This window comes from Streptomyces sp. NBC_00306, from assembly GCF_036169555.1.
Lineage (GTDB): Bacteria > Actinomycetota > Actinomycetes > Streptomycetales > Streptomycetaceae > Streptomyces > Streptomyces achmelvichensis.
Genome location: NZ_CP108032.1, coordinates 2,989,597 through 3,009,906, shown reverse-complemented (window position 1 = coordinate 3,009,906; position 20,310 = coordinate 2,989,597). Strand labels below are relative to the sequence as shown.

Here is a 20,310-nt window from a genome sequence, read left to right as displayed (position 1 = left end):
GCCAGGTCCTCCTGCCGGCCCCGCCCCTCGACCTCGAAGGTCCAGTATCCGGGCCGGCTCGTACCACTCCTCGGTACGGCCGGCCCGTCTGCTTATCCTGTCGCTCATGCTGACCATCACCCAGGCTCTGTTCGACCGGATCGTCGAGCACGCACGCGCCGACCACCCCGACGAGGCGTGCGGGGTCGTCGCCGGCCCCGAGGGCAGCGGCCGTCCCGAGCGCTTCATCCCCATGCTGAACGCGGCCCGCTCGCCCACCTTCTACGAGTTCGACTCCACGGACCTGCTGAAGCTCTACCGCGACCTGGACGACCGGGACGAAGAGCCGGTGATCATCTACCACTCGCACACCGCGACCGAGGCCTACCCGTCGCGTACGGACATCAGCTACGCGAACGAGCCCGGCGCCCACTATGTCCTGGTCTCCACCGCCGACGCGGAGGCCGCGGGCCCCTTCCAGTTCCGCTCGTTCCGCATCGTGGACGGCGAAGTGACCGAGGAAGACGTCAAGGTCGTCGAGGCCTACTGAGCCCGCGACCGGCACGGCAGCGGCCACCGGTTCCTCCGCCTGACCACATCGTGAGCCGGATGCGTCCAGGATGCGAGAACCCCCTCCGGGACACGGAGGGGGAATCGATACGATGACCGCATGGTTCCTTCTGACGTGAGCGACAAGACGCCGAGCACCCTGCTGCTCGTGGCGCGGCTGCACGTCGACCTGTGCCGCCTCGCCAGCGCGATGTGTACGGCCCGCGCCGCGTCCTGACCGACGGCCCACCGGCCCCACGGCCCGAGCGCACCCAGCACCGAACCCCTCGCGCGGGGGCAGAGCCGCGCGCCCCCAAGCCTCACTCCCGACAGGAGCCCACGCCATGGCCATCGAGGTCCGCATCCCGACCATCCTCCGCACCTACACCGACGGCGCCAAGGCCGTCGAGGGCAGCGGGGACACCCTCGCCGATCTCTTCGCCGACCTCGAGTCCCGGCACAACGGCATCAGGGAGCGCATCGTCGACGGCGACCAGCTCCGCCGCTTCGTGAACGTGTACCTGAACGACGAGGACGTGCGCTTCCTCGACGGCATCTCCACCAAGCTCGCGGACGGCGACAGCGTCACGATCCTGCCCGCCGTGGCAGGAGGCTCCGCCGCCGCGCAGCAGCGTCCCGCCGAGGTGATGGCCGCGCGCCAGGCGGGCATGCGCTGATGCGTTACGACTCCCCGCTCGCCGCGGTCGGCAACACCCCGCTGGTCCGCCTCCCGCGACTGTCGCCCTCGGACGACGTGCGGATCTGGGCCAAGCTGGAGGACCGCAACCCGACCGGCTCGATCAAGGACCGCCCCGCGCTCCACATGATCGAGCAGGCGGAGAAGGACGGCCGGCTCACCCCGGGATGCACGATCCTGGAGCCGACGTCCGGCAACACGGGCATCTCCCTGGCGATGGCGGCGCGGCTCAAGGGCTACCGCATCGTCTGCGTGATGCCCGAGAACACGAGCGAGGAGCGGCGGCAGCTGCTCGCCATGTGGGGCGCGGAGATCATCTCGTCCCCCGCGGCGGGCGGCTCCAACACGGCGGTCCGCGTGGCCAAGGGGATCGCCGAGGAGAACCCGACCTGGGTGATGCTCTACCAGTACGGCAACCCCGACAACGCCGGCGCCCACTACGCGACGACCGGTCCCGAGATCCTCGCGGACCTGCCGTCCATCACCCACTTCGTCGCCGGCCTCGGCACGACCGGCACGCTGATGGGCGTCGGCCGCTATCTGCGCGAGCAGGTGCCGGGCATCCGCATCGTCGCCGCGGAGCCGCGCTACGACGACCTGGTCTACGGGCTGCGGAACCTCGACGAGGGCTTCGTACCCGAGCTCTACGACGCGTCCGTCCTGACGACCCGTTTCTCGGTCGGCTCGGCGGACGCGGTCACCCGCACCCGTGAACTCCTGCAGCAGGAAGGCATTTTCGCGGGCGTCTCCACCGGCGCGGCACTGCACGCGGCGATCGGCGTCGGCAAGAAGGCGGTGAAGGCGGGGGAGCAGGCGGACATCGTCTTCGTCGTCGCGGACGGCGGCTGGAAGTATCTGTCGACGGGTGTCTACACGGCGGCCACGACGGAGGAAGCGATCGAGACGCTCCAGGGCCAGCTCTGGGCCTGACGCCGGTACGGACCCGCGGGCCCGCGGGTCATGCCGACAGGTGACGGACCTGGTCCCACACGGTCGGGTCCACGATCCCGACCCTCCGGCGGAACTCCCACACCTCGACCGCCCGCAGCTCGTCGGTCTCCAGGAAGCTCGGGCGGCCCTGCGCGTCACCCACCGTGCCGGGCGGCAGGGAGATCACGCCCGGGCGCTCGTCGTGGTACTTGCTGGTGATCTTCGCGACCTGGGCGGTGCCGCCGCGCACCGACAGCACCAGACAGGGCCGGTCCTTCGAGCCGGGCCCGTCCTCGTAGGGAACGTCCGCCCACCAGATCTCACCGGGCTGCGGCTTGTGCTTCGTCCCGCGCCGGGGGCCGGTGGGCCGCCCGGGCGGCCGGGTGCGCCCGGCGGGCCGCCGCGGGCCGCGCCCGTACCCGTCGGCCACCGCGGCGACCAGCGCGATCACGACGACGGCGGCGACTGCGAGCCACCAAGACGTATCCATGCCCCGGAAGGCTACCGGCCCCCTGCCCCGAGGTCGCGCACCCGGCGGCACTGACAGCCCCCGCACCCGCCTTCGGCCCAGGCGCCCCACCCCGCCAGTGCCGCCCGCACCCCGCTTTGAGCGCAGGCTCTGCGACGCCCGGCCGGTACTACTACCACCCGGCCACAGCCGCCCGCACCCGTCTTCGGCCCGGGTTCCGCGACCACCGGCGTGTACCACTACCACCCACCTGCCCACCCGGCCACAGGGCATCGCACCCCCGAACCGGTGACAGCGCAGGTGAGTTCCCCCACAACCCCCCTCTCTGGAGGAGCGACCCGCCCTTTCGCGCCTTACGCTCGACAGACCGCACGACCCGCCCCCCAGCCCTCCTCGTCAACGGAGGTTCAAGCTCCATGAAGCTCACCGTCGTCGGCTGCTCGGGGTCGTTCCCGTCCGCGGAATCGGCCTGCTCGAGCTACCTCGTAGAGGCCGACGGCTTCCGGCTGCTCCTCGACATGGGCAACGGCGCCCTCGGCGAGCTGCAGCGCCACATCGGTCTCTACGACCTCGATGCCATCTTCCTCAGCCATCTCCACGCCGATCACTGCATCGACATGTGCGGATACTTCGTGGCCCGGTACTACCGTCACGAAGGCGGCCGCTGCGAGGCCATCCCCGTCTACGGACCCGAAGGCACCGAGCAGCGCCTGACCACCGCCTACGCCGACACCCCGTCGAAGTCCTCCATGAGCGAGGTCTTCGACTTCCACACGCTCAAGGCGGGCACCTTCGAGCTGGGACCGTTCTCCGTCCGCACCGAACGCGTGGCCCACCCGGTCGAGGCCTACGGCATCCGGCTGGAGCACGAGGGCAAGACGCTGACGTACTCCGGCGACACCGGCGTCTGTGAGCCGCTCCACCAACTCGCCGACGGCGCCGACCTGTTCCTGTGCGAGGCCTCCTTCACCCATGGCAAGGAGGACGTCCCCGACCTCCACCTCAACGGCCGTGAGGCGGGCGCGCACGCGCAGCGGGCGAACGCGGGCCGGCTGGTCCTCACGCACATTCCCCCGTGGACGGACGGCGAGCGGAATCTGGCCGACGCCCGCGCCGTCTTCAGCGGCCCGAGCGAGATCGCGGTGCCGGGGGCCGTCTACCACCTGTAGGAGCCGGCGGGAGGCCGTGTCGTGGACGTTCCGGCGTGCACGACATCCGGCCGACAGGTCGATCCCGGGCCTACGCTCTAAAATCACATATGACCGGACACATCGCCTGATCTGTGAGGAAACATGGCCGATGACGTCGCGGACAGACGCCCGCAGCCCAGCCCGGAAGCTGACCTGAAGCACAACGCGATCGGCTTCGTCGACGCGCTCGTCATCGGAATCAACTCCACCTCCCCGGCCTACTCGCTCGCGGCCGTCATCGGCCCCGTCGTGGCCCTCGTGGGCATCTACGCCCCAGGCGTGATCCTCGCGTCCTTCGTGCCGATGCTGCTGATCGCATCGGCTTTCTTCTATCTCAACAAGGTCGACCAGGACTGCGGCACCACGTTCTCCTGGGTCACCCGTGCCATGGGCCCGTGGGCCGGCTGGATCGGCGGCTGGGCGATCATGATGACCGGCGTGCTGGTCGTCGGCTCGCTCGCCGACGTCGCCATCGGCTTCGGACTGCTCGCCGTCGGACTCGACAGCTGGGCGGACAACGCCGTCGTACGCCAAACGCTCACCGTGCTGCTGATCCTCGTGATGACGGCCGTGTGCGTCATCGGCACCGAGGCGTCGGCGCGCGTGCAGAACGTGCTGATCCTCGCCCAGATCGCCTGTCTGCTCGCCTTCGCCGTCGTCGCGATCTACCGCGTCTACGCCGGCACCGCCTCCCTGCCCTCCATCGAGCCGAAATTCTCCTGGCTCGACCCCTTCGGCGCGGGCGGCGCCGCGCTGACCGGCGGTCTGCTGCTGGGCGTCTTCATGTACTGGGGCTGGGAGTCGGCGGTCAACCTCACCGAAGAGGTCGAGGACTCCGCCAGCGCCCCGGGCCGGGCGGGCATCTGGTCGACGATCGTGCTGCTGGTGTCGTACCTGTCCGTCGGCATCGCGGTCGTGGCCTACGCGGGCCCGGCCTTCCTCGCCGAGAACGCCGGAGAGGAGGAGTTCATCTTCGGTCTGCTCGCCGGCGAGGTCATGGGCGGCTGGGACTGGATCGTGCTCCTGGCGGTCGCCACCTCCGCCCTCGCCTCCACGCAGACGACGATCATCCCCTCGTCGCGCACAGCCTTGTCGATGGCCCGCAGGCACGCGCTGCCGTCCGTGTTCGCCCGCATCCACCCGCGCTTCCACACCCCGCACGTGGCCACCTGGGCCGTCGCCGTCGTGGCCATCCTCTGGTACGTCGTCGTCAATCTGATCAGCGAGAACGCACTCTTCGACTCGCTCACCGCGCTGTCGCTGCTCATCGCGTTCTACTACGCGCTGACCGGACTCGCCTGCGCCGTCTACTACCGCCGCCACCTCACCGAGAGCGTCCGCAACTTCTTCCTCATCGGCGTGGGCCCGCTCGTCGGTGCCGCCCTGCTGGCCTGGCTGCTCGTGGAGTCGATCGGCGACATGTCCGACCCGGCGAACTCCTACAGCGGAGTCTCCTGGTTCGGGCTCGGACCGCCGCTCGTCATCGGCATCGGCATCGTGCTCGTCGGCCTGATCATCATGGTCGCGCGCCGCCTGACGTCCGCCGAGTTCTGGCGCGAGCGGGCCGGTGTGTGCGACCCGGCCATGGTCCGCGCAGGCAAGAAGGAGTCGTGACATGTCTGTCGTCCTGGGATACGACGAGTCACCGGGCGCGGTCCGCGCGCTGAACGTGGCGATCGAGGTGTCGGCGGCGTTCGGCGAATCCCTCGTCCTGGTCTACGGCGCCGCGGTGCCGGGTCACATGGGGGACGAGTACCGGGCTCATCGGGACGCGCTGCGGGAACTGGGCCGCACGGCGCTCGAGCACGCGGTGGAGGCGGCGGACGAGGCCGGTGTGCCCACCACCGTCGAGATCATCGACGCCAAACCCTCCGAGGCCCTGCTGGAGGCGGCGGCGAAGCACGAGGCACGGGTGATCGTGGTCGGCACCTATGCCGAGAGCCCCATGCGCGGAGCGCTGCTCGGCTCGACGCCGCACAAGCTGCTGCACCTGTCGTCGATCCCGGTGCTGTGCGTACCGGCGCCGGTGACGGGCTGAGGCGAACACGGCGGAGCCCGTGCCCCCTCCTGGAGGGCACGGGCTCCGCCGCTTCAGACCTGAGCGTCTGCGCGTGAGGTGCGAGCGCGTGAGGGCTACTTCGCCTCGGCCTTCTGGAGTTCCGCCAGCTCTTCGTCGGACTCACGGCCCGGCGTCGGCAGGTTGAACTTGGTGATCGCGAAGCGGAAGACCACGTAGTAGACCGCCGCGAAGGCGAGACCCACCAGGGCCAGACCCCACGGGTTGGACGCGATGCCGAGGTTCAGGAAGAAGTCGACCGCGCCGGCCGAGAAGCCGAAGCCGTCCTTCATGCCGAGCGCCCAGGTCAGCGCCATGGAGACACCGGTGAGCACCGCGTGCAGGGCGTACAGCACCGGGGCGATGAACATGAAGGTGAACTCGATCGGCTCGGTGACACCGGTGACGAACGAGGTGAGCGCGAGCGAGAACATCATGCCGCCGACGACCTTGCGCCGCTCCGGGCGGGCACAGTGCACGATCGCGAGGCAGGCCGCCGGGAGGGCGAACATCATGATCGGGAAGAAGCCGGTCATGAACTGTCCGGCGCTCGGGTCGCCGGCGAGGAAGCGCGCGATGTCGCCGCTCTTGCCCTCGTACGTACCGGCCTGGAACCACGGGAAGGAGTTGAGCAGGTGGTGCATGCCGATCGGGATCAGCGCACGGTTGGCGACACCGAAGATGCCCGCGCCGACCGCGCCCGAACCGACCAGCCACTCACCGAAGTTGTGCAGTCCGGTGCCGAGGACCGGCCAGATGAGACCGAAGAGGATGCCGACGACGAGACCCGCGAAGGCGGACAGGATCGGTACGAGGCGGCGGCCGCCGAAGAAGCCCGCCCAGTCGGGCAGCTTGGTGCGGTAGAAGCGCTGGTAGAGCAGTGCGACAACGATGCCCATGACCACGCCGCCGAGAACCTTGGCGTCCACCGGGGCCTCGGTCATGACTATCTTGCCGTCGACGACCTTGGCGACCTTGTCGAGGTTCGGGTCGGTGAACGTGGCCAGCACGTTCTTGAAGACGAGGTAACCGGCGACGGCGGCGAGGGCCGTGGAGCCGTCCGACTTCTTGGCGAACCCGATCGCGATGCCGACGGCGAAGAGCAGCGGCATGTTGTCGAGCAGGGCGCCACCACCGGCCGACATATAGCCGGCGATCTTGGTGATGAAGGTCGGGAAGGACTCCTTGCCCAGCATGTCGGGCTGCCCGAACCGGACCAGGAGCGCCGCTGCGGGCAGCACCGCGACCGGCAGCATCAGGCTGCGGCCGATACGCTGCATGACAGCCATCGCGCCGGCGCCCATCTTCTTCTTGTCCGCCTCGGGGGCGGCGCTAGCCGTGGACATCAACTTCCTCCAGGAGAGCAAGGCGCCGCCGGGCAGGGAAAAACGGGGGTGGACGGCGTCTCGAGGGGAACGCGGCGACCGCCGCGTGGTCTACACCACTGAGTGGTGTAGACCTGTTGTAGCACGTGAAGGATAGATAAGGAACCTGCGAATTCTGTGGCCAGGTTCATACCGTGAGAAGTCATGACAAAGGCCCCCGGACCGGGTGGTCCAGGGGTCTTCTGTGTCAATTCCTTCCAGGGGCTAGTCGCCCGGCGGAGTGGTGCCGAGCCCGCCCGGCGCAGCTACTTGGTGGTCTCCTGCTCCATCTCCTCCTGGAGCTCCTCCGGCTCGCGTCCCGGAGTGGGGATGTTGAAGACCGTGATCACCACCCGGAAGACGACGTAGTAGACCACCGCGAAGCACGCGCCGATCGGCAGGATGAGCCAGGGCTTCGTATCCAGATGCCAGTTGACGATGTAGTCGATCAGACCCGCCGAGAAGCTGAAGCCCGCATGCACCCCGAGCGCCCAGGTGATCGCCATGGACGCGCCGGTCAGCAGCGCGTGCAGGCCGTAGAGCAGCGGCGCCGCGAACATGAAGGAGAACTCGATCGGCTCGGTCACACCCGTGACGAACGAGGTGAGTCCGACCGAGAACATCAGGCCCGCCACCCGCTTGCGGTGCTCCGGCTTGGCGCAGTGGGTCATCGCGAGCGCCGCGGCCGGCAGGCCGAACATCATGATCGGGAAGAAGCCCGACATGAACTGGCCCGCCGACGGGTCCTCGGCGAAGAACCGCGTCAGGTCGCCCTGCACCACCGTGCCGTCCGGCTTGGTGAACTCACCGGCCTGGAACCAGAAGAACGTGTTCAGGAACTGGTGCATGCCGATCGGGATCAGCAGCCGGTTGGCGACACCGAAGATGCCGGCGCCCCAGGCGCCGAGGTCGATCAGCTGTTTCGCGAACACGGTCAGCGCGTCACCGACGGGCTCCCACAGCAGGCCGAACAGTACGCCGAGGATGCAGCAGATGAAGGCCATGATGATCGGCACGAGCCGGCGGCCGTTGAAGAAGCCGAGCCAGTCGACGAGCTTCTTGCGGTGGTAGCGCTGCCAGACGACCGCGGTCAGCAGGCCGATCAGGATGCCGCCGAGGACGCCGGGGTTCTGCGGCTTGCCGTCCGGGAGCAGTTCGGTGATCGAGCCGTCGACCGGGAACGCCTTCAGGACGCCGAAGTAGACGAGGAACCCGGCGACCGCGGCCAGCGCCGTCGAGCCGTCGGCCTTCTTCGCGAAACCGATGGCCACACCGATGCAGAACAGCAGCGGCAGACCGAAGGCGCCGTCCAGGATGGCGGTGCCGCCGAGGGTGAGGACCTTGGCCGTCTTCACCCAGAAGTCGCCGTGCAGATAGGCGCCGAAGAGATTGCCGAGGCTGACGAGCAGGCCGGCAGCGGGCAGGACGGCCACCGGGAGCTGAAGGCTCCGGCCGACCTTCTGGAGGCCCTGGAACAGTCCGTTCCACCAGTTGCGCTGAGGTGCTGCCGCACTCCCGGTGCTCATCGGCGTCCTCCTGGAACATGCTGTATTTGGCAGGTGTTGCAGACTGGTGTAGACCAGTTGCGTACGACCCCGGCGCCCGGTCTCGGGACAGGGCGCCGGTGATCGTCATCTTTCGGTACGTCCCGGTTACCCGCCCGTGAAGATGGGCCAACCGTGCGTTACCGTGACAAAACGGACCCATGGCGGGCCGGGGCAGCGCTGAGCGCCTGTGCGGGCGCTCTTCGAACGCAGGGAGAAGACATGGCCAGCAAGGCTGAGAAGATCGTCGCCGGGCTCGGCGGGATCGAGAACATCGAGGAGATCGAGGGCTGCATCACCCGTCTCCGCACCGAGGTCATCGACCCGGCCAAGGTCGACGAGGTCGCGCTCAAGGCCGCCGGCGCACACGGCGTCGTCAAGATGGGCACCGCGATCCAGGTCGTCATCGGCACCGACGCCGACCCCATCGCCGCCGACATCGAAGACATGATGTGACCCGCTGACCCCGGTCGGCACCGCACGCAGAGGGCCCCGTTCCGCCCGGAACGGGGCCCTCCCGCGCGACCGATAGGCTCAGCGGCATGTCTCGAATCGACGGCCGCACCCCCGAACAGCTCCGCCCGGTCACCATCGAGCGCGGATGGAGCAAGCACGCCGAGGGCTCCGTCCTCGTCTCCTTCGGCGACACCAAGGTCTTCTGCACCGCCTCGGTCACCGAAGGCGTGCCCCGCTGGCGCAAGGGCAGCGGCGAAGGCTGGGTCACCGCCGAGTACTCGATGCTCCCGCGCTCCACCAACACCCGCGGCGACCGCGAATCCGTACGCGGCAAGATCGGCGGCCGCACCCACGAGATCAGCCGGCTCATCGGCCGCTCGCTGCGCGCCGTCATCGACTACAAGGCCCTCGGCGAGAACACCATCGTCCTCGACTGCGACGTCCTCCAGGCCGACGGCGGCACCCGCACCGCGGCGATCACCGGGGCGTACGTGGCCCTCGCCGACGCCGTCACCTGGGCCCAGGGCAAGAAGCTGGTGAAGGCCGGCCGACAGCCGCTCACCGGCACCGTCGCCGCCGTCAGCGTCGGCATCGTGGACGGCACCCCGCTCCTCGACCTCTGCTACGAGGAAGACGTGCGCGCCGAGACCGACATGAACGTCGTCTGCACCGGCGACGGCCGCTTCGTCGAGGTGCAGGGCACCGCCGAGGCCGAGCCGTTCGACCGCAAGGAGCTCAACGCCCTGCTCGACCTCGCCACCGGCGGCTGCGCCGACCTCGCCGCGCTCCAGCGCACGGCGCTCGATCGGACTGCTGGGTAAAGCAGAGTAAAGAAGCAACCAAGAACGCCCTTGTAGGCGTCGTTGAAGTCACGGGCGCACGGGCCGAACCGTGCGCCCGGCCGTATCCGGGGAGGGACCGTTCCATGCTTGCGCGCCGCCGCATCGCACTCACACTCGCCACCGCCGCACTGGTCATACCGATCACCGTCGGCTGCAGCGCACTCGACAAGGCTCTCGACTGCGTCGAGACGGCCGACGCCATCGCCACCAGCGTGGACAAGCTCCAGAAGGCCGTCTCCACCGCCGCCGACGACCCCACGCAGGCGCGTGAGGCACTCGACGACATCGACAGGGAACTCGACAGCCTCGGCGACAAGACGGACAACGCCGACCTGAGCAAGGCCGTCGACGACCTCGGCACCGGGGTGGGCAACGTCCGCAAGGCGATCGAGGGCGGCGACGCCACTCCGGACATCACGCCGGTCACGAACGCGGCCGCCGAGATCGGCAAGGTCTGCACGCCCGGATAATCGGGGGCATGACCCGTCTCATCCTCGCCACCCGCAACGCCGGGAAGATCACCGAACTCAGGGCCATCCTCGCCGACGCGGGTCTGCCACACGACCTCGTCGGCGCGGATGCGTACCCCGACATCCCGGACGTCAGGGAAACCGGCGTCACCTTCGCCGAGAACGCCCTGCTCAAGGCCCACGCGCTGGCGCGGGCCACCGGCCTGCCGGCCGTCGCCGACGACTCGGGACTCTGCGTCGACGTCCTCGGCGGCGCCCCCGGCATCTTCTCCGCCCGCTGGGCGGGCACCCACGGCGACGACGCCGCCAACCTCCGCCTGCTGCTGGCCCAGCTCTCCGACATCGCCCCGGCGCACCGGGGCGCCCACTTCGCCTGCGCGGCCGCGCTCGCGCTGCCCGACGGCACGGAACGGGTGGTCGAGGGCCAACTGCGCGGCACGCTGCGCGACACCCCGCAGGGCACGGGCGGCTTCGGTTACGACCCGATCCTCCAGCCGGAGGGCGAGACGCGCACCTGCGCGGAACTGACCCCGGCCGAGAAGAACGCGATCAGCCACCGGGGCAAGGCGTTCAGGGCACTGGTGCCGGTGGTGCGGGAGCTGCTGGGCTGACCGCCCGGCCACCGGACGGACCGGACAGGCCGGACACAGAAACGGCCTGTGAATCAGCGCGATTCACAGGCCGTTCAGGGTGCGGCGGAAGGGATTCGAACCCTCAAGCCGTTTCACGGGCCACAGATCCTAAGTCTGCTGCGTCAACCACCTGCGCCACCGCCGCGAGCCGCCTGCCATGGTAACCGGCCCGTGGTTCACAGGACACCGAGATTCAGGCGCGGACCGGGTGCTTCAGGAGATCGGCGATTCCTCCCGCGGCCGCGGCACCATGTGTCGGTCAGGGCGTGGCAGTTCGGGCAGAGGTAGCGGAGATTTGCGGCGCGGTTGTCGAGCCAGTCCCCGCTGATGTGATCGATCTGCAGGGTGACCGGCCGCCCGAGCCACTCGCCCCGGTTGCCGCACGACACACACCGGTAGGGGACGCCGATCTCCTGAAGCGCCCGGTGCAGCCGGTCCCTGGTCACCCGCGCGGAACCGGCCGCAGCGACGCGCAGCACGTCCGGTGCGACACGGCGAGGCGCCGCCGGACGCGCCGAGGCCCAAGGACGCCGAGCGAAGTGGGACGTGTCGAGCCCGAGCCGGGCGACCGTACGCCGTAGCCGCCGGTGGTTCGTGGCGTTCACGGTCAGGCCCAGAAGGCGCATCACCTCGGCGTAGCCGGTCGCCTTCGGCACAGCCGCCCGCAGCGCCTCGTCCGGGACGGCGACGCGCGCATGGCGGAAGTGACCGGTGTCGATGCCCTGTTCCTTGAGCACGCGCCCCAGGGCCGCGCGGGTCCGGCGGTCGTCCGGTACGCCGAGTTCCTGGACCAGGTCGCGCATGCTCCCGCTGCTGCGGACGGCGGCGGCCAGTTCATCGAACGTGCAGGGCAGGTCCACCGGCCGGCGGCCCACGCCCTTGAAGTGGCTGATGTCGATCCCGGCGGATTCGATGCGCCGTCCGATATGCGTCATCGCGCCGGGGGCGGGGGTGATGCCGAGCTTGCACACCACCTCACGCAGCGTGCCGGACGACGCCACTGCCGCGGCTATGGCTTCGTCCGGGTACTTACGCCAGACGCTGCGCCGGCCGAAGTGGCTGGTGTCCAGGCCCAGTTCCGCGACCTTCCCCTGAAGGACCCGCCGCTGACCGCCGCTCTCCTTGAGCCCCAGGTACCGGATCAGAGATGCCCAACCGTGTGTCGCGGCGACCGCCTCCGCGAGTCGTTCCCGCGTGTACCTCACTGCCATCGCCCCTCCCCGATCCGGCTGCCCGTTCGTCCCTCGCACTGACCAACGAACCGTCCGTCGGAGAGTCACACCCGATCGCGGAAACGAGACGCGCACACAGAAGGGCCCGCACCCCGTCGTCCCGGTGCGGGCCCTTCCCCAGCCACGTAGTCCCCGTCAGCAGGTCAGAACTTCGGCTCCGCCACCTGTGCGTGGACCAGTTCCGCCGCCTCCTCCTTCGTGCCCACCGCCGGAGGCGAGCCGTCCAGGGGCTTCTGGGCCGTCTCCTTCATGCACGCCACCGCGATCACACCCACCAGCGCCGCCGCCATCGAGTAGTACGCCGGCATCAGATTGCTGCCCGTGACACTGATCAGTGCCGTGATCACCAGCGGGGTCGTCCCGCCGAAGAGGGACGCCGACAGGTTGTAGCCGACCGACAGGGAGCCGTAGCGGACCGGTGTGGGGAACAGCGCGGGGAGCGCCGCCGACATCGTGCCGAGCAGGCAGAGCAGCGACAGGCCCAGCATCAGCATGCCCGCGACGATCGCCGGGATGCTGCCCTGGCCGATCAGCAGGAACGCGGGGAGCGAGAGGACCAGGAAGCCGAGCATGCCCGCCATCAGCAGCGGCTTCCGGCCGAAGCGGTCGCTCAGCTTGCCCACCTGGTTGATCATCAGCATCAGCAGCACCATGACGCCCAGCAGGATCAGCAGCCCGTGCGTCTCGCTGTAGCCGAGTTCGTCCGACAGATAGGTCGGCATGTACGACAGCAGCATGTAGTCCGTGACGTTGTACGCGCCGACCAGGGCGATGCACAGGATCAGCGTCGGCCAGTAGTCCCTGAAGATCTTGGCGAGGTCGCCCTTCGTCGAGGTCTCGATCGTGTCGGCGGCCTCCGACGCGTGCGCGCTCTCGTCCTCCAGCTTCTTGAACGCCGGTGTCTCGTCCAGCCTCAGCCGCAGATACAGACCGACCAGGCCGAGGGGGCCCGCCACCAGGAACGGCAGGCGCCAGCCCCAGGCCTCCATGGTGTCCGAGCCGAGCCAGGCCGTCAGCAGGGTCACCAGGCCGGCCGCGCCCACGTAGCCCGCGAGCGTGCCGAACTCCAGGAAGCTGCCGAAGTACCCCCGGCGCTTGTCGGGCGCGTACTCCGCGATGAACGTGGACGCTCCGCCGTACTCACCGCCGGTGGAGAAGCCCTGCACCAGCCGGAAGAAGATCAGCAGGACCGGGGCCCAGAAGCCGATCGAGGCGTACGAGGGGATCAGGCCGATCGCGAGCGTGCCGATCGCCATGAGGATCATCGTCAGTGCGAGGACCTTCTTGCGCCCGATCCGGTCGCCCATGGGGCCGAAGAACATGCCGCCCAGAGGCCTGACGAGGAAGGCGACGGCGAAGGTCGCGAAGGAGGACAGCAGCTGCGCGGTGTCGTTCTCGGAGGGGAAGAAGACATGCCCCAGGGTCACTGCCAGATAGCTGTAGATCCCGAAGTCGAACCACTCCATGGCGTTACCGAGCGACGCCGCCTTCGTGGCCCGCTTGACCGCCGCCTCGTCGGTGACGGTGATGTCCGTACGCCTGAGCTTGGGGTTCTTCCGCTTGGCGATGGTGCGGAAAAGTATCCGGTGGCGTCTGACCGCCTGGGGATCGACCGGTGTCTCCGGGCCGGTGGCCGCCATGAACGGGTTCCTCTCCTGGGTGCTGAAATCCAGAAGAACACCTTCTCGATCGTGGCGCCTGCAAACCGGGGCTCTGCGAAACCGAGGTCCCCTGTGACGGGGACCTCGGTCACACAGCCGCCGACGGGAGCGGGTGGCTCAGATGCCGAGATCCTTGATGATCTTTGCGACATGGCCGGTGGCCTTGACGTTGTACAGCGCCCGCTCGACCTTGCCCTCCTCGTCGACGACGATCGTCGAGCGGATGACTCCGGTGACGGTCTTGCCGTACAGCTTCTTCTCGCCGAAGGCGCCGTAGGCCTCCAGGGTCTCCTTCGACGGATCGCCCACCAGCGTGACCTTCAGGCTCTCCTTGTCGCGGAACTTGGCGAGCTTCTCCGGCTTGTCCGGCGACACGCCGATGACGTCGTATCCCGCGCCCGTCAGCAGCTCCAGGTTGTCGGTGAAGTCGCAGGCCTGCTTGGTGCAGCCGGGGGTGAGCGCCGCCGGGTAGAAGTAGACGATCACTTTCCGGCCCTTGTGCGCCGCCAGCGAGACCTCGTTGCCGTCGGCGTCGGGCAGGGTGAAGTCGGGTGCGGGGTCGCCGGGCTGGAGTCGCTCGCTCATGGTTCTCCTCGGAAGGCGTGCGGATGTACGCCGTCGAGCGTAATGGGGGTGCCGTGGGGTGCGGGGGCCGCCGAGCTGACAGACTGTCGAGGAAGGACTACCGGACACGACGACGGAGGCAGCGCGGTGTCGGACGCGAGGACCCCTGCGCAGATCGAGGCGGACATCGTCCGCCGGCGCGACCAGCTTGCCGAGACGCTGGACGAGATCGGTGTGCGAGTGCACCCGAAGACGGTCATCGGCGACGCGAAGGCGAAGGTTGCCTCCACGGTGGACCGGACTGCGGGACGCGCCTTCGTGGCGGTGAACCGTACGGTGTTCGATGTGCGGGCGCAGTTCGTCCGCGAGGACGGCGCACCCCGCCTGGAGCGGCTCGTTCCGGTGGCCGTGGTGGTCGTGGGCCTGGTGGGACTCCTCACCCTGTCCGCGCGCAGGCGCCGCGGGTGACCCTCGGACGTACGGATCGGCCCCGGACAGGTAGGTTCGAGGTGTGAGCGCCAACAGCCATGAGCCCAGCCAGCAGCACGACAAGCTGCCCATCCGGATGCTGCACGACCGCGTACTGGTGCGGACCGACATCCCGGAGGGCGAGCGGCGTTCCAGCGGTGGCATCGTCATCCCGGCGACCGCGGCGGTCGGCCGGCGCCTCGCGTGGGCCGAGGTGGTGACGGTCGGGCAGAACGTACGGACCGTGGAGCCGGGCGACCGGGTGCTGTACGACCCCGAGGACCGTGCCGAGGTCGAGGTACGGGGTGTGGCGTACGTGCTGATGCGTGAGCGGGATCTGCACGCGGTGGCGGCCGACCGCTTCCAGGGTTCCGAGGACTCCACCGGGCTCTACCTGTAGCTCTGCCGAGCCACGTGGGCCTGTAGTGACGAGAGGGCCGGTGACCGAGGTCACCGGCCCTTCTGTCTGCCCTTTGCTACCGTGGAGACACCCCGACGAGACGCGCCGTACCGGGCTGGCAAAGACGACGCACCCCGTTGAAGTTCCGCGTCTCGGAGGTGCCGTCATGGCCTGGGTTCTGCTGGTGGTCGCCGGTCTGCTCGAAGTCGGCTGGTCGATCGGGATGAAGTTCACCGACGGGTTCACCCGGCTGTGGCCGAGCGTGTTCACCGGTCTCGGGATCGTCGCCAGCATGCTGCTGCTCTCGCACGCCGCCCGGACGCTGCCCATCGGCACGGCGTACGGGGTGTGGGTCGGCATCGGTGCGGCGGGTGCCGCCGTGGTCGGCATGATCGTGCTCCATGAACCGGTGACCGCCGCGCGGATCTTCTTCGTCTGTCTGCTGCTGGTCGCGGTGGTCGGACTGAAGGCGACCTCGGGTCACTGAGACCAAGCGGTCGCGACCCACCGAGGTGGACCGGAGCGGACCGAAGACGACATCGGGTCACTGCGGCCGGACGGGCCGGCTGGGGGTGCTGCCCGCGCCCCCGCCGGCCCCGCCCGGGTCGCCGCCGGCGCCGGTGGGCCGGCTGTCTCCGGCTCCTCCGGTCGTCGCTCCTTCCGTGCCGCCGGTCCCGCCCCCGCCCGTCTGCCCGCCGGGCCGTCCCGCGGTGCCTTCGTCGCCCCCGGTGCCGCCGCGGGTGTCGCCCCCGGTGGGCGGCCCCGCGGTCTGCCCCCCTGTCTCACCCGCGGTCTGACCCGCGCCCGTCGGCTCGCCGATCCCCGGTCCCGGCGTCGTGCTCGGGCTTCCGCCGGGCGACGGTGTCTGCCCGGGGGACTGCGACGCCGGTGACGACTCGGTGGGGGACTCCGCATCGGACGGCGGCAGCTCCTCCTGCGCGCCCTCCTCCAGCTCCAGGTCGAACTCCACGATCTCGGAGCCCTCCAGGGCGGTGCCGGTGTACTGGCCCCAGATCTTCGCCGGCGCCCCGCCGCCGTTGATCCGCGGCAGCCCCAGCGCCCCGTACAGCGGTTTCTGCGCTCCGGTCACGGGATCCTGGCCCATCACCGCGACCACGGTCGCCAGTTGCGGGGTGTAGCCCGCGAACCAGGCGGCCTTGTCCTCCTCGGCGGTCCCGGTCTTGCCCGCCGCCGGGCGCCCGGCGGACTGTGCCGCCGTCCCGGTGCCGCCTTCGACCACGCTCTGCAGGATCGAGGTGGTCGTGTCGGCGGCCTCCCGGCTGACGACCTGTCCGGCGCTCTTCTTCGGCATCCGCACCTCCTGGCCGTCCTTGCTGACCCGCTGGACCAGGGTGTAGGCGCCGTGCCGGCCGTGGTTGGCGAGCGTGGCGTACGCCCTCGTCATGTCGAGCACGCTGGCCGTCGCGGGGCCGAGGGCGATGGACGGCGATGCGGTGAGGTCCGGGGTGCTCGCCGGGATGCCGAGGTCGATCGCGGTCTGCTTGACCCTGGCCGGGCCGACGTCCATGGCCATCTGCGCGTAGACCGCGTTGACCGACTTGTCGGTGGCGGTGCGGACGGTGATGGGGCCGTAGGAGTGGCCGTCCTCGTTCTCGGGGGCGTACGGCCTGCCGCTCCAGCCCTCGACCGTCCGCCGGTCGGTGCCGTCGTAGACGGTGTTGGGCGTGATGGGGCGGTCGTCCTGGGTGACCGAGCCGTTCTCGACGGCGGAGGTGAAGACGAACGGCTTGAAGGTGGAGCCGACTTGGTAGTCGCGGCGGGTCGCGTTGTTGACGTACTGGCGGGTGTAGTCGACGCCGCCGTACAGGGCGACGACCTTGCCGGAGGCGGGGTCGATCGAGGCGCCGCCGACGCGGACGTTGCGGTCGGCCTTGCGGGTGTCGCTCAGCTTGGACGTCACCTGGTCGTCGACCGCCTCGGTGAGGGCGGTCTGTTTGGCGCGCTCCAGGGTGGTGGTGATCCGGTAGCCGCCGAGGGCGAGCGTCTTCTCGTCGATGATGTCGTTGCCGGTGAGGTAGTCCTCGACGGCCTGGACGATGTAGCCGCGCTGCCCGGACAGACCGGTCGCGGGCTTGGCCCGCTCGGGGACCGGAAAGGTGAGCGCGGCGCGGTCGGCCGGGCTCAGCCACCTCTTCTTGACCATGCCGCCCAGCGTGTAGTTCCAGCGGCCGAGCGCGGCGGCCCGGTTCTCGGGGTGGGTGGCGATGTCGTAGGCGCTCGGGGCGTTGAGCAGCGAGGCGAGGTACGCGCCGCGGGCGGTGTCGATCTCCTCGATGTCCGTGCCGTAGTAGGCCTGGGCGGCGGCCTGGATGCCGTACGCGTTGCGCCCGAAGTAGCTGGTGTTGAGGTAGCCCTCGAGGATCTCGCTCTTGCTCTGCTCGCGGCCGAGCTTGATCGCGATGAAGAACTCCTTCCACTTCCGCGAGACCGTCTGCTCCTGGCCCAGGTAGTAGTTCTTGACGTACTGCTGGGTGATCGTGGAGCCGGACTGCCGGCCCTTGCCGGTGACGGTGTTCCAGGCGGCGCGGACCATGGCCTTCGGGTCGACGGCGCGCTCGGAGTAGAAGTCCCGGTCCTCGGCGGCCAGTACGGCCCGCTGGACCGTCAGCGGGACCTGCGAGAGTTTCACGTTCTCGCGGTTGACCTCGCCGTCGCGGGCGATCTGGCTGCCGTCCTCGTAGAGGTAGACATTGGACTGGGAGGTGGCCGCGGCGTTGGCGGGCGGGATGTCGACGAGCAGATAGCCGGCGATGAAGCCGCCGATCAGCAGCAGGGCGACGAGGAGGATTCCGCCGAGCAGCATCCGCCAGGTGGGGAGGAGCCGGCGGAAGCCCGTACGCCTGCGGTTCCTCTTCTCCGGGAGGGGCGCCGGTCCGACCGCGGTCGCGTCCCTGGGGTTCCAGCCGTGCTGCGGCTCCACACTCATACGGCCATACTGCCCTTTTCACGCGCATATCCCTCGGATCCGACGGAACGCGGCATCTCTCCGGGGGACAGCTTTCGGACCCCGCGCCCGAAAAGGGCTCGCGGTCCGGGGGGCAGCTTTCGGACCTCCCGCCGGAAAAGGGCTCGCGGCGGGTCTCGCGACACCGCTAGGGTCGGGCGCTTTGGTGTCGCCGCTCCCGTCCGGCGTCACCGGGCGAAGGGGGAGACGTGCGGCTGTATGCGGTCGTTGCCGTCGGTGGGTTCCGGCGCTATGCGACGTACCGGGTGGCGACGGTGGCAGGAGTGTTCACCAACACCGTCTTCGGCTTCATCATGGCGTACACCTATATCGCCCTCTGGGACCAGCGCCCCCACCTCGGCGGATACGACGTCTCCCAGGCCCTGACCTTCGTGTGGCTCGGCCAGGCGCTGCTGATGACCTGCGCCATGATGGGCGGCGGCTTCGAGGACGAGATGATCGAACGCATCCGCACCGGCGACATCGCGATCGACCTCTACCGGCCCGCCGACCTCCAACTGTGGTGGCTCGCGGGCGACCTGGGCCGGGCCGCCTTCCATCTGATGGGCCGCGGCATCGTCCCCATGATCCTCGGCGCGCTCGCCTTCGACCTGGCGCTGCCGGTCTCCCCGCTGACCTGGATCGCCTTCCTCGTCTCGGTGACGCTCGGCGTGGTCGTGAGCTTCGCCCTGCGCTTCCTGGTCGCCCTCTCCGCGTTCTGGCTGATGGACGGCGCCGGCGTCATCCAGATCTGCTGGCTCGCGGGCCTGTTCTTCTCCGGGATGCTGCTGCCGCTCAACCTCTTCCCCGGCACGCTCGGCGACATCGCCCGGGCCCTGCCCTGGTCCTCGCTCCTCCAGGTTCCCGCCGATGTCTTCCTCGGCAAGCACACCGGCTGGGGACTGCTGGGCGCCTACGCCTTCCAGTGCGGCTGGGCCGTGGCGCTGCTCGGTGCCGGGCGCGTCCTCCAGTCCGTCGCGACCCGCAGGGTGGTGGTCCAGGGTGGTTGAGACGCTCACCGCCGGACTGCGGACCTACCGCATGATCGCCGCGATGTGGATCCGCTCCACGATGACCTACCGCACGTCCTTCCTGCTGACCGCCTTCGGGAACCTCGCGGCCACCGCCTTCGACTTCGTCACGATCCTGCTGATGTTCTCGCACGTCGACGCGCTGGGCGGCTACTCCCTGGGCGAGATCGCCCTCCTGTACGGGGCGACCGGCACCGCCTTCGGAATCGCCGACCTCGTGATGGGCTCCATGGACCGCCTCGGCCGCCGGGTGCGCGACGGCACGCTCGATGTCCTCCTGGTACGCCCCGCGCCGGTGCTCGCCCAGGTCGCGGCCGACCGGTTCGCACTGCGCCGCCTCGGCCGGATCACCCAGGGCCTGCTGGTCCTCGGCTACGGACTGCTGACCGTGGATGTCGACTGGACGCCTCTGCGGATCCTGATGGTGCCGATGATGCTGCTCAGCGGCGCGGCCATCTTCTCCTCGGTCTTCGTGGCGGGAGGCGCCTTCCAGTTCTGGGCGCAGGACGCGTCCGAGGTGCAGAACTCGTTCACGTACGGCGGCAACACCCTGCTGCAGTATCCGCCGACGCTCTTCGCCAAGGACCTGGTGCGCGGGGTGACCTTCGTGGTGCCCCTCGCCTTCGTCAACTGGCTGCCCGCGCTGTATGTGCTGGGGCGGCCCTATCCGCTCGACCTGCCCCACTGGCTCGCCTTCCTGCCACCGGTGGTCGCCGCCGTGTGCTGCCGGCTGGCGGGGTTCGCGTGGCGGGTCGGGCTCCGTTCGTACCGGAGCACAGGGAGCTGAACTGTGGAGCACGCAGAGACCACG

Annotated in this window: 23 protein-coding genes, 1 tRNA gene and 1 riboswitch; of the genes, 16 read left to right on the top strand and 8 right to left on the bottom strand. The window is 69.6% G+C overall.

Going from position 1 to position 20,310, the window contains the following annotated elements:
• Nucleotides 1-106 precede the first annotated feature (106 nt).
• From OHA05_RS13270 to OHA05_RS13255, 4 genes are all read left to right on the top strand, one after another.
• Nucleotides 107-529 (top strand): M67 family metallopeptidase, encoded by a 423-nt coding sequence (locus OHA05_RS13270; protein WP_313946106.1) that lies wholly within the window; start codon nt 107-109, stop codon nt 527-529.
• Between the two features lie 120 nt (nt 530-649).
• Nucleotides 650-766 (top strand): putative leader peptide, encoded by a 117-nt coding sequence (locus tag OHA05_RS13265; protein WP_327683836.1) that lies wholly within the window; start codon nt 650-652, stop codon nt 764-766.
• 106 nt (nt 767-872) lie between these two features.
• The gene (locus OHA05_RS13260; protein WP_313946108.1) at nt 873-1,205 is read left to right on the top strand and encodes a MoaD/ThiS family protein; all 333 of its coding nucleotides are present in this window, start codon (nt 873-875) and stop codon (nt 1,203-1,205) included.
• Nucleotides 1,205-2,155 carry a PLP-dependent cysteine synthase family protein gene (locus tag OHA05_RS13255; protein ID WP_313946109.1) on the top strand — a complete coding sequence of 317 codons (951 nt, stop codon included), beginning with the start codon at nt 1,205-1,207 and terminating at the stop codon, nt 2,153-2,155. The genes OHA05_RS13260 and OHA05_RS13255 overlap by 1 nt, the downstream gene beginning before the upstream one ends.
• A gap of 28 nt (nt 2,156-2,183) precedes the next feature.
• Here the strand turns inward: OHA05_RS13255 and OHA05_RS13250 are convergent, their stop codons facing one another.
• A complete protein-coding gene (locus OHA05_RS13250; protein ID WP_313946110.1) occupies nt 2,184-2,645 on the bottom strand; it encodes a type II toxin-antitoxin system PemK/MazF family toxin in 462 nt (153 codons plus the stop codon).
• A 395-nt stretch (nt 2,646-3,040) separates the two neighbouring features.
• On the opposite strand from OHA05_RS13250, the gene OHA05_RS13245 reads away from it, so the two are divergent.
• The 3 genes from OHA05_RS13245 (at nt 3,041) to OHA05_RS13235 (ending at nt 5,852) form a co-directional block, all read left to right on the top strand.
• Nucleotides 3,041-3,793: an MBL fold metallo-hydrolase gene (locus OHA05_RS13245; protein WP_327683841.1), complete on the top strand. Its 753-nt coding sequence runs from the start codon at nt 3,041-3,043 to the stop codon at nt 3,791-3,793.
• A 123-nt stretch (nt 3,794-3,916) separates the two neighbouring features.
• Nucleotides 3,917-5,428, top strand: coding sequence for an APC family permease (locus OHA05_RS13240; RefSeq protein ID WP_328860677.1), 1,512 nt, complete (start codon nt 3,917-3,919; stop codon nt 5,426-5,428).
• A 1-nt stretch (nt 5,429) separates the two neighbouring features.
• Nucleotides 5,430-5,852 carry a universal stress protein gene (locus OHA05_RS13235; protein ID WP_313946113.1) on the top strand — a complete coding sequence of 141 codons (423 nt, stop codon included), beginning with the start codon at nt 5,430-5,432 and terminating at the stop codon, nt 5,850-5,852.
• Between the two features lie 95 nt (nt 5,853-5,947).
• Here the strand turns inward: OHA05_RS13235 and OHA05_RS13230 are convergent, their stop codons facing one another.
• Nucleotides 5,948-7,216, bottom strand: a complete 1,269-nt coding sequence (locus OHA05_RS13230) for a PTS transporter subunit EIIC (protein ID WP_313946114.1) — start codon at nt 7,214-7,216, stop codon at nt 5,948-5,950.
• Between the two features lie 284 nt (nt 7,217-7,500).
• Nucleotides 7,501-8,760, bottom strand: coding sequence for a PTS transporter subunit EIIC (locus OHA05_RS13225; RefSeq protein ID WP_313946115.1), 1,260 nt, complete (start codon nt 8,758-8,760; stop codon nt 7,501-7,503).
• A 240-nt stretch (nt 8,761-9,000) separates the two neighbouring features.
• Here OHA05_RS13225 and OHA05_RS13220 point away from each other — a divergent pair, with 240 nt between their 5' ends.
• From OHA05_RS13220 to rdgB, 4 genes are all read left to right on the top strand, one after another.
• Nucleotides 9,001-9,234, top strand: coding sequence for a PTS glucose/sucrose transporter subunit IIB (locus OHA05_RS13220; RefSeq protein ID WP_313946116.1), 234 nt, complete (start codon nt 9,001-9,003; stop codon nt 9,232-9,234).
• An 86-nt stretch (nt 9,235-9,320) separates the two neighbouring features.
• Nucleotides 9,321-10,055 carry a ribonuclease PH gene (rph, locus tag OHA05_RS13215; RefSeq protein WP_313946117.1) on the top strand — a complete coding sequence of 245 codons (735 nt, stop codon included), beginning with the start codon at nt 9,321-9,323 and terminating at the stop codon, nt 10,053-10,055.
• A gap of 104 nt (nt 10,056-10,159) precedes the next feature.
• Nucleotides 10,160-10,546 (top strand): hypothetical protein, encoded by a 387-nt coding sequence (locus tag OHA05_RS13210; protein WP_313946118.1) that lies wholly within the window; start codon nt 10,160-10,162, stop codon nt 10,544-10,546.
• Nucleotides 10,547-10,554: 8 nt separating this feature from the next.
• Nucleotides 10,555-11,157 (top strand): RdgB/HAM1 family non-canonical purine NTP pyrophosphatase, encoded by a 603-nt coding sequence (gene rdgB / locus OHA05_RS13205; RefSeq protein ID WP_313946119.1) that lies wholly within the window; start codon nt 10,555-10,557, stop codon nt 11,155-11,157.
• Between the two features lie 80 nt (nt 11,158-11,237).
• Here rdgB and OHA05_RS13200 read toward each other — a convergent pair.
• The 4 genes from OHA05_RS13200 to bcp all read right to left on the bottom strand — a co-directional run bounded on the left by OHA05_RS13200 (nt 11,238) and on the right by bcp (nt 14,656).
• Nucleotides 11,238-11,323, bottom strand: a tRNA-Leu gene (locus tag OHA05_RS13200).
• A gap of 31 nt (nt 11,324-11,354) precedes the next feature.
• Nucleotides 11,355-12,389 (bottom strand): HNH endonuclease signature motif containing protein, encoded by a 1,035-nt coding sequence (locus OHA05_RS13195; RefSeq protein WP_328860676.1) that lies wholly within the window; start codon nt 12,387-12,389, stop codon nt 11,355-11,357.
• A gap of 164 nt (nt 12,390-12,553) precedes the next feature.
• A complete protein-coding gene (gene proP, locus OHA05_RS13190; RefSeq protein WP_328860675.1) occupies nt 12,554-14,050 on the bottom strand; it encodes a glycine betaine/L-proline transporter ProP in 1,497 nt (498 codons plus the stop codon).
• 138 nt (nt 14,051-14,188) lie between these two features.
• Entirely contained in the window at nt 14,189-14,656 is a 468-nt protein-coding gene (gene bcp / locus OHA05_RS13185) for a thioredoxin-dependent thiol peroxidase (RefSeq protein ID WP_313946122.1), read from the bottom strand.
• A 126-nt stretch (nt 14,657-14,782) separates the two neighbouring features.
• Between bcp and OHA05_RS13180 the strand changes: the two genes are divergently transcribed.
• The 3 genes from OHA05_RS13180 (at nt 14,783) to OHA05_RS13170 (ending at nt 15,990) form a co-directional block, all read left to right on the top strand.
• Nucleotides 14,783-15,103 carry a DUF3618 domain-containing protein gene (locus tag OHA05_RS13180; protein WP_313946123.1) on the top strand — a complete coding sequence of 107 codons (321 nt, stop codon included), beginning with the start codon at nt 14,783-14,785 and terminating at the stop codon, nt 15,101-15,103.
• Between the two features lie 43 nt (nt 15,104-15,146).
• Complete coding sequence (locus OHA05_RS13175; RefSeq protein WP_313946124.1) at nt 15,147-15,503, top strand: GroES family chaperonin; 357 nt, start codon at nt 15,147-15,149, stop codon at nt 15,501-15,503.
• Between the two features lie 70 nt (nt 15,504-15,573).
• Nucleotides 15,574-15,637, top strand: a riboswitch (guanidine-III (ykkC-III) riboswitch).
• 32 nt (nt 15,638-15,669) lie between these two features.
• The gene (locus tag OHA05_RS13170) at nt 15,670-15,990 is read left to right on the top strand and encodes a DMT family transporter (protein WP_313946125.1); all 321 of its coding nucleotides are present in this window, start codon (nt 15,670-15,672) and stop codon (nt 15,988-15,990) included.
• 57 nt (nt 15,991-16,047) lie between these two features.
• Here OHA05_RS13170 and OHA05_RS13165 read toward each other — a convergent pair whose 3' ends face one another.
• Nucleotides 16,048-18,450 (bottom strand): transglycosylase domain-containing protein, encoded by a 2,403-nt coding sequence (locus OHA05_RS13165; protein ID WP_328860674.1) that lies wholly within the window; start codon nt 18,448-18,450, stop codon nt 16,048-16,050.
• 227 nt (nt 18,451-18,677) lie between these two features.
• Between OHA05_RS13165 and OHA05_RS13160 the strand changes: the two genes are divergently transcribed.
• Both OHA05_RS13160 and OHA05_RS13155 read left to right on the top strand, forming a co-directional pair.
• Nucleotides 18,678-19,478: an ABC transporter permease gene (locus OHA05_RS13160; protein WP_313946127.1), complete on the top strand. Its 801-nt coding sequence runs from the start codon at nt 18,678-18,680 to the stop codon at nt 19,476-19,478.
• A gap of 31 nt (nt 19,479-19,509) precedes the next feature.
• Nucleotides 19,510-20,286, top strand: coding sequence for an ABC transporter permease (locus OHA05_RS13155; RefSeq protein ID WP_391847026.1), 777 nt, complete (start codon nt 19,510-19,512; stop codon nt 20,284-20,286).
• Nucleotides 20,287-20,310: the final 24 nt, after the last annotated feature.

What these genes read in the sequence shown, in the direction of transcription:
- OHA05_RS13240 (WP_328860677.1), top strand. Translation starts at nt 3,917, where the DNA reads ATGGCCGATGACGTCGCGGACAGACGCCCGCAGCCCAGCCCGGAAGCT.
- OHA05_RS13250 (WP_313946110.1), bottom strand. Translation starts at nt 2,645, where the DNA reads ATGGATACGTCTTGGTGGCTCGCAGTCGCCGCCGTCGTCGTGATCGCG.
- rph (WP_313946117.1), top strand. Translation starts at nt 9,321, where the DNA reads ATGTCTCGAATCGACGGCCGCACCCCCGAACAGCTCCGCCCGGTCACC.
- bcp (WP_313946122.1), bottom strand. Translation starts at nt 14,656, where the DNA reads ATGAGCGAGCGACTCCAGCCCGGCGACCCCGCACCCGACTTCACCCTG.
- OHA05_RS13170 (WP_313946125.1), top strand. Translation starts at nt 15,670, where the DNA reads ATGGCCTGGGTTCTGCTGGTGGTCGCCGGTCTGCTCGAAGTCGGCTGG.
- OHA05_RS13270 (WP_313946106.1), top strand. Translation starts at nt 107, where the DNA reads ATGCTGACCATCACCCAGGCTCTGTTCGACCGGATCGTCGAGCACGCA.
- rdgB (WP_313946119.1), top strand. Translation starts at nt 10,555, where the DNA reads ATGACCCGTCTCATCCTCGCCACCCGCAACGCCGGGAAGATCACCGAA.
- OHA05_RS13165 (WP_328860674.1), bottom strand. Translation starts at nt 18,450, where the DNA reads ATGAGTGTGGAGCCGCAGCACGGCTGGAACCCCAGGGACGCGACCGCG.
- OHA05_RS13245 (WP_327683841.1), top strand. Translation starts at nt 3,041, where the DNA reads ATGAAGCTCACCGTCGTCGGCTGCTCGGGGTCGTTCCCGTCCGCGGAA.
- OHA05_RS13255 (WP_313946109.1), top strand. Translation starts at nt 1,205, where the DNA reads ATGCGTTACGACTCCCCGCTCGCCGCGGTCGGCAACACCCCGCTGGTC.
- OHA05_RS13235 (WP_313946113.1), top strand. Translation starts at nt 5,430, where the DNA reads ATGTCTGTCGTCCTGGGATACGACGAGTCACCGGGCGCGGTCCGCGCG.
- proP (WP_328860675.1), bottom strand. Translation starts at nt 14,050, where the DNA reads ATGGCGGCCACCGGCCCGGAGACACCGGTCGATCCCCAGGCGGTCAGA.
- OHA05_RS13210 (WP_313946118.1), top strand. Translation starts at nt 10,160, where the DNA reads ATGCTTGCGCGCCGCCGCATCGCACTCACACTCGCCACCGCCGCACTG.
- OHA05_RS13195 (WP_328860676.1), bottom strand. Translation starts at nt 12,389, where the DNA reads ATGGCAGTGAGGTACACGCGGGAACGACTCGCGGAGGCGGTCGCCGCG.
- OHA05_RS13265 (WP_327683836.1), top strand. Translation starts at nt 650, where the DNA reads ATGGTTCCTTCTGACGTGAGCGACAAGACGCCGAGCACCCTGCTGCTC.
- OHA05_RS13260 (WP_313946108.1), top strand. Translation starts at nt 873, where the DNA reads ATGGCCATCGAGGTCCGCATCCCGACCATCCTCCGCACCTACACCGAC.
- OHA05_RS13220 (WP_313946116.1), top strand. Translation starts at nt 9,001, where the DNA reads ATGGCCAGCAAGGCTGAGAAGATCGTCGCCGGGCTCGGCGGGATCGAG.
- OHA05_RS13155 (WP_391847026.1), top strand. Translation starts at nt 19,510, where the DNA reads ATGATCGCCGCGATGTGGATCCGCTCCACGATGACCTACCGCACGTCC.
- OHA05_RS13230 (WP_313946114.1), bottom strand. Translation starts at nt 7,216, where the DNA reads ATGTCCACGGCTAGCGCCGCCCCCGAGGCGGACAAGAAGAAGATGGGC.
- OHA05_RS13225 (WP_313946115.1), bottom strand. Translation starts at nt 8,760, where the DNA reads ATGAGCACCGGGAGTGCGGCAGCACCTCAGCGCAACTGGTGGAACGGA.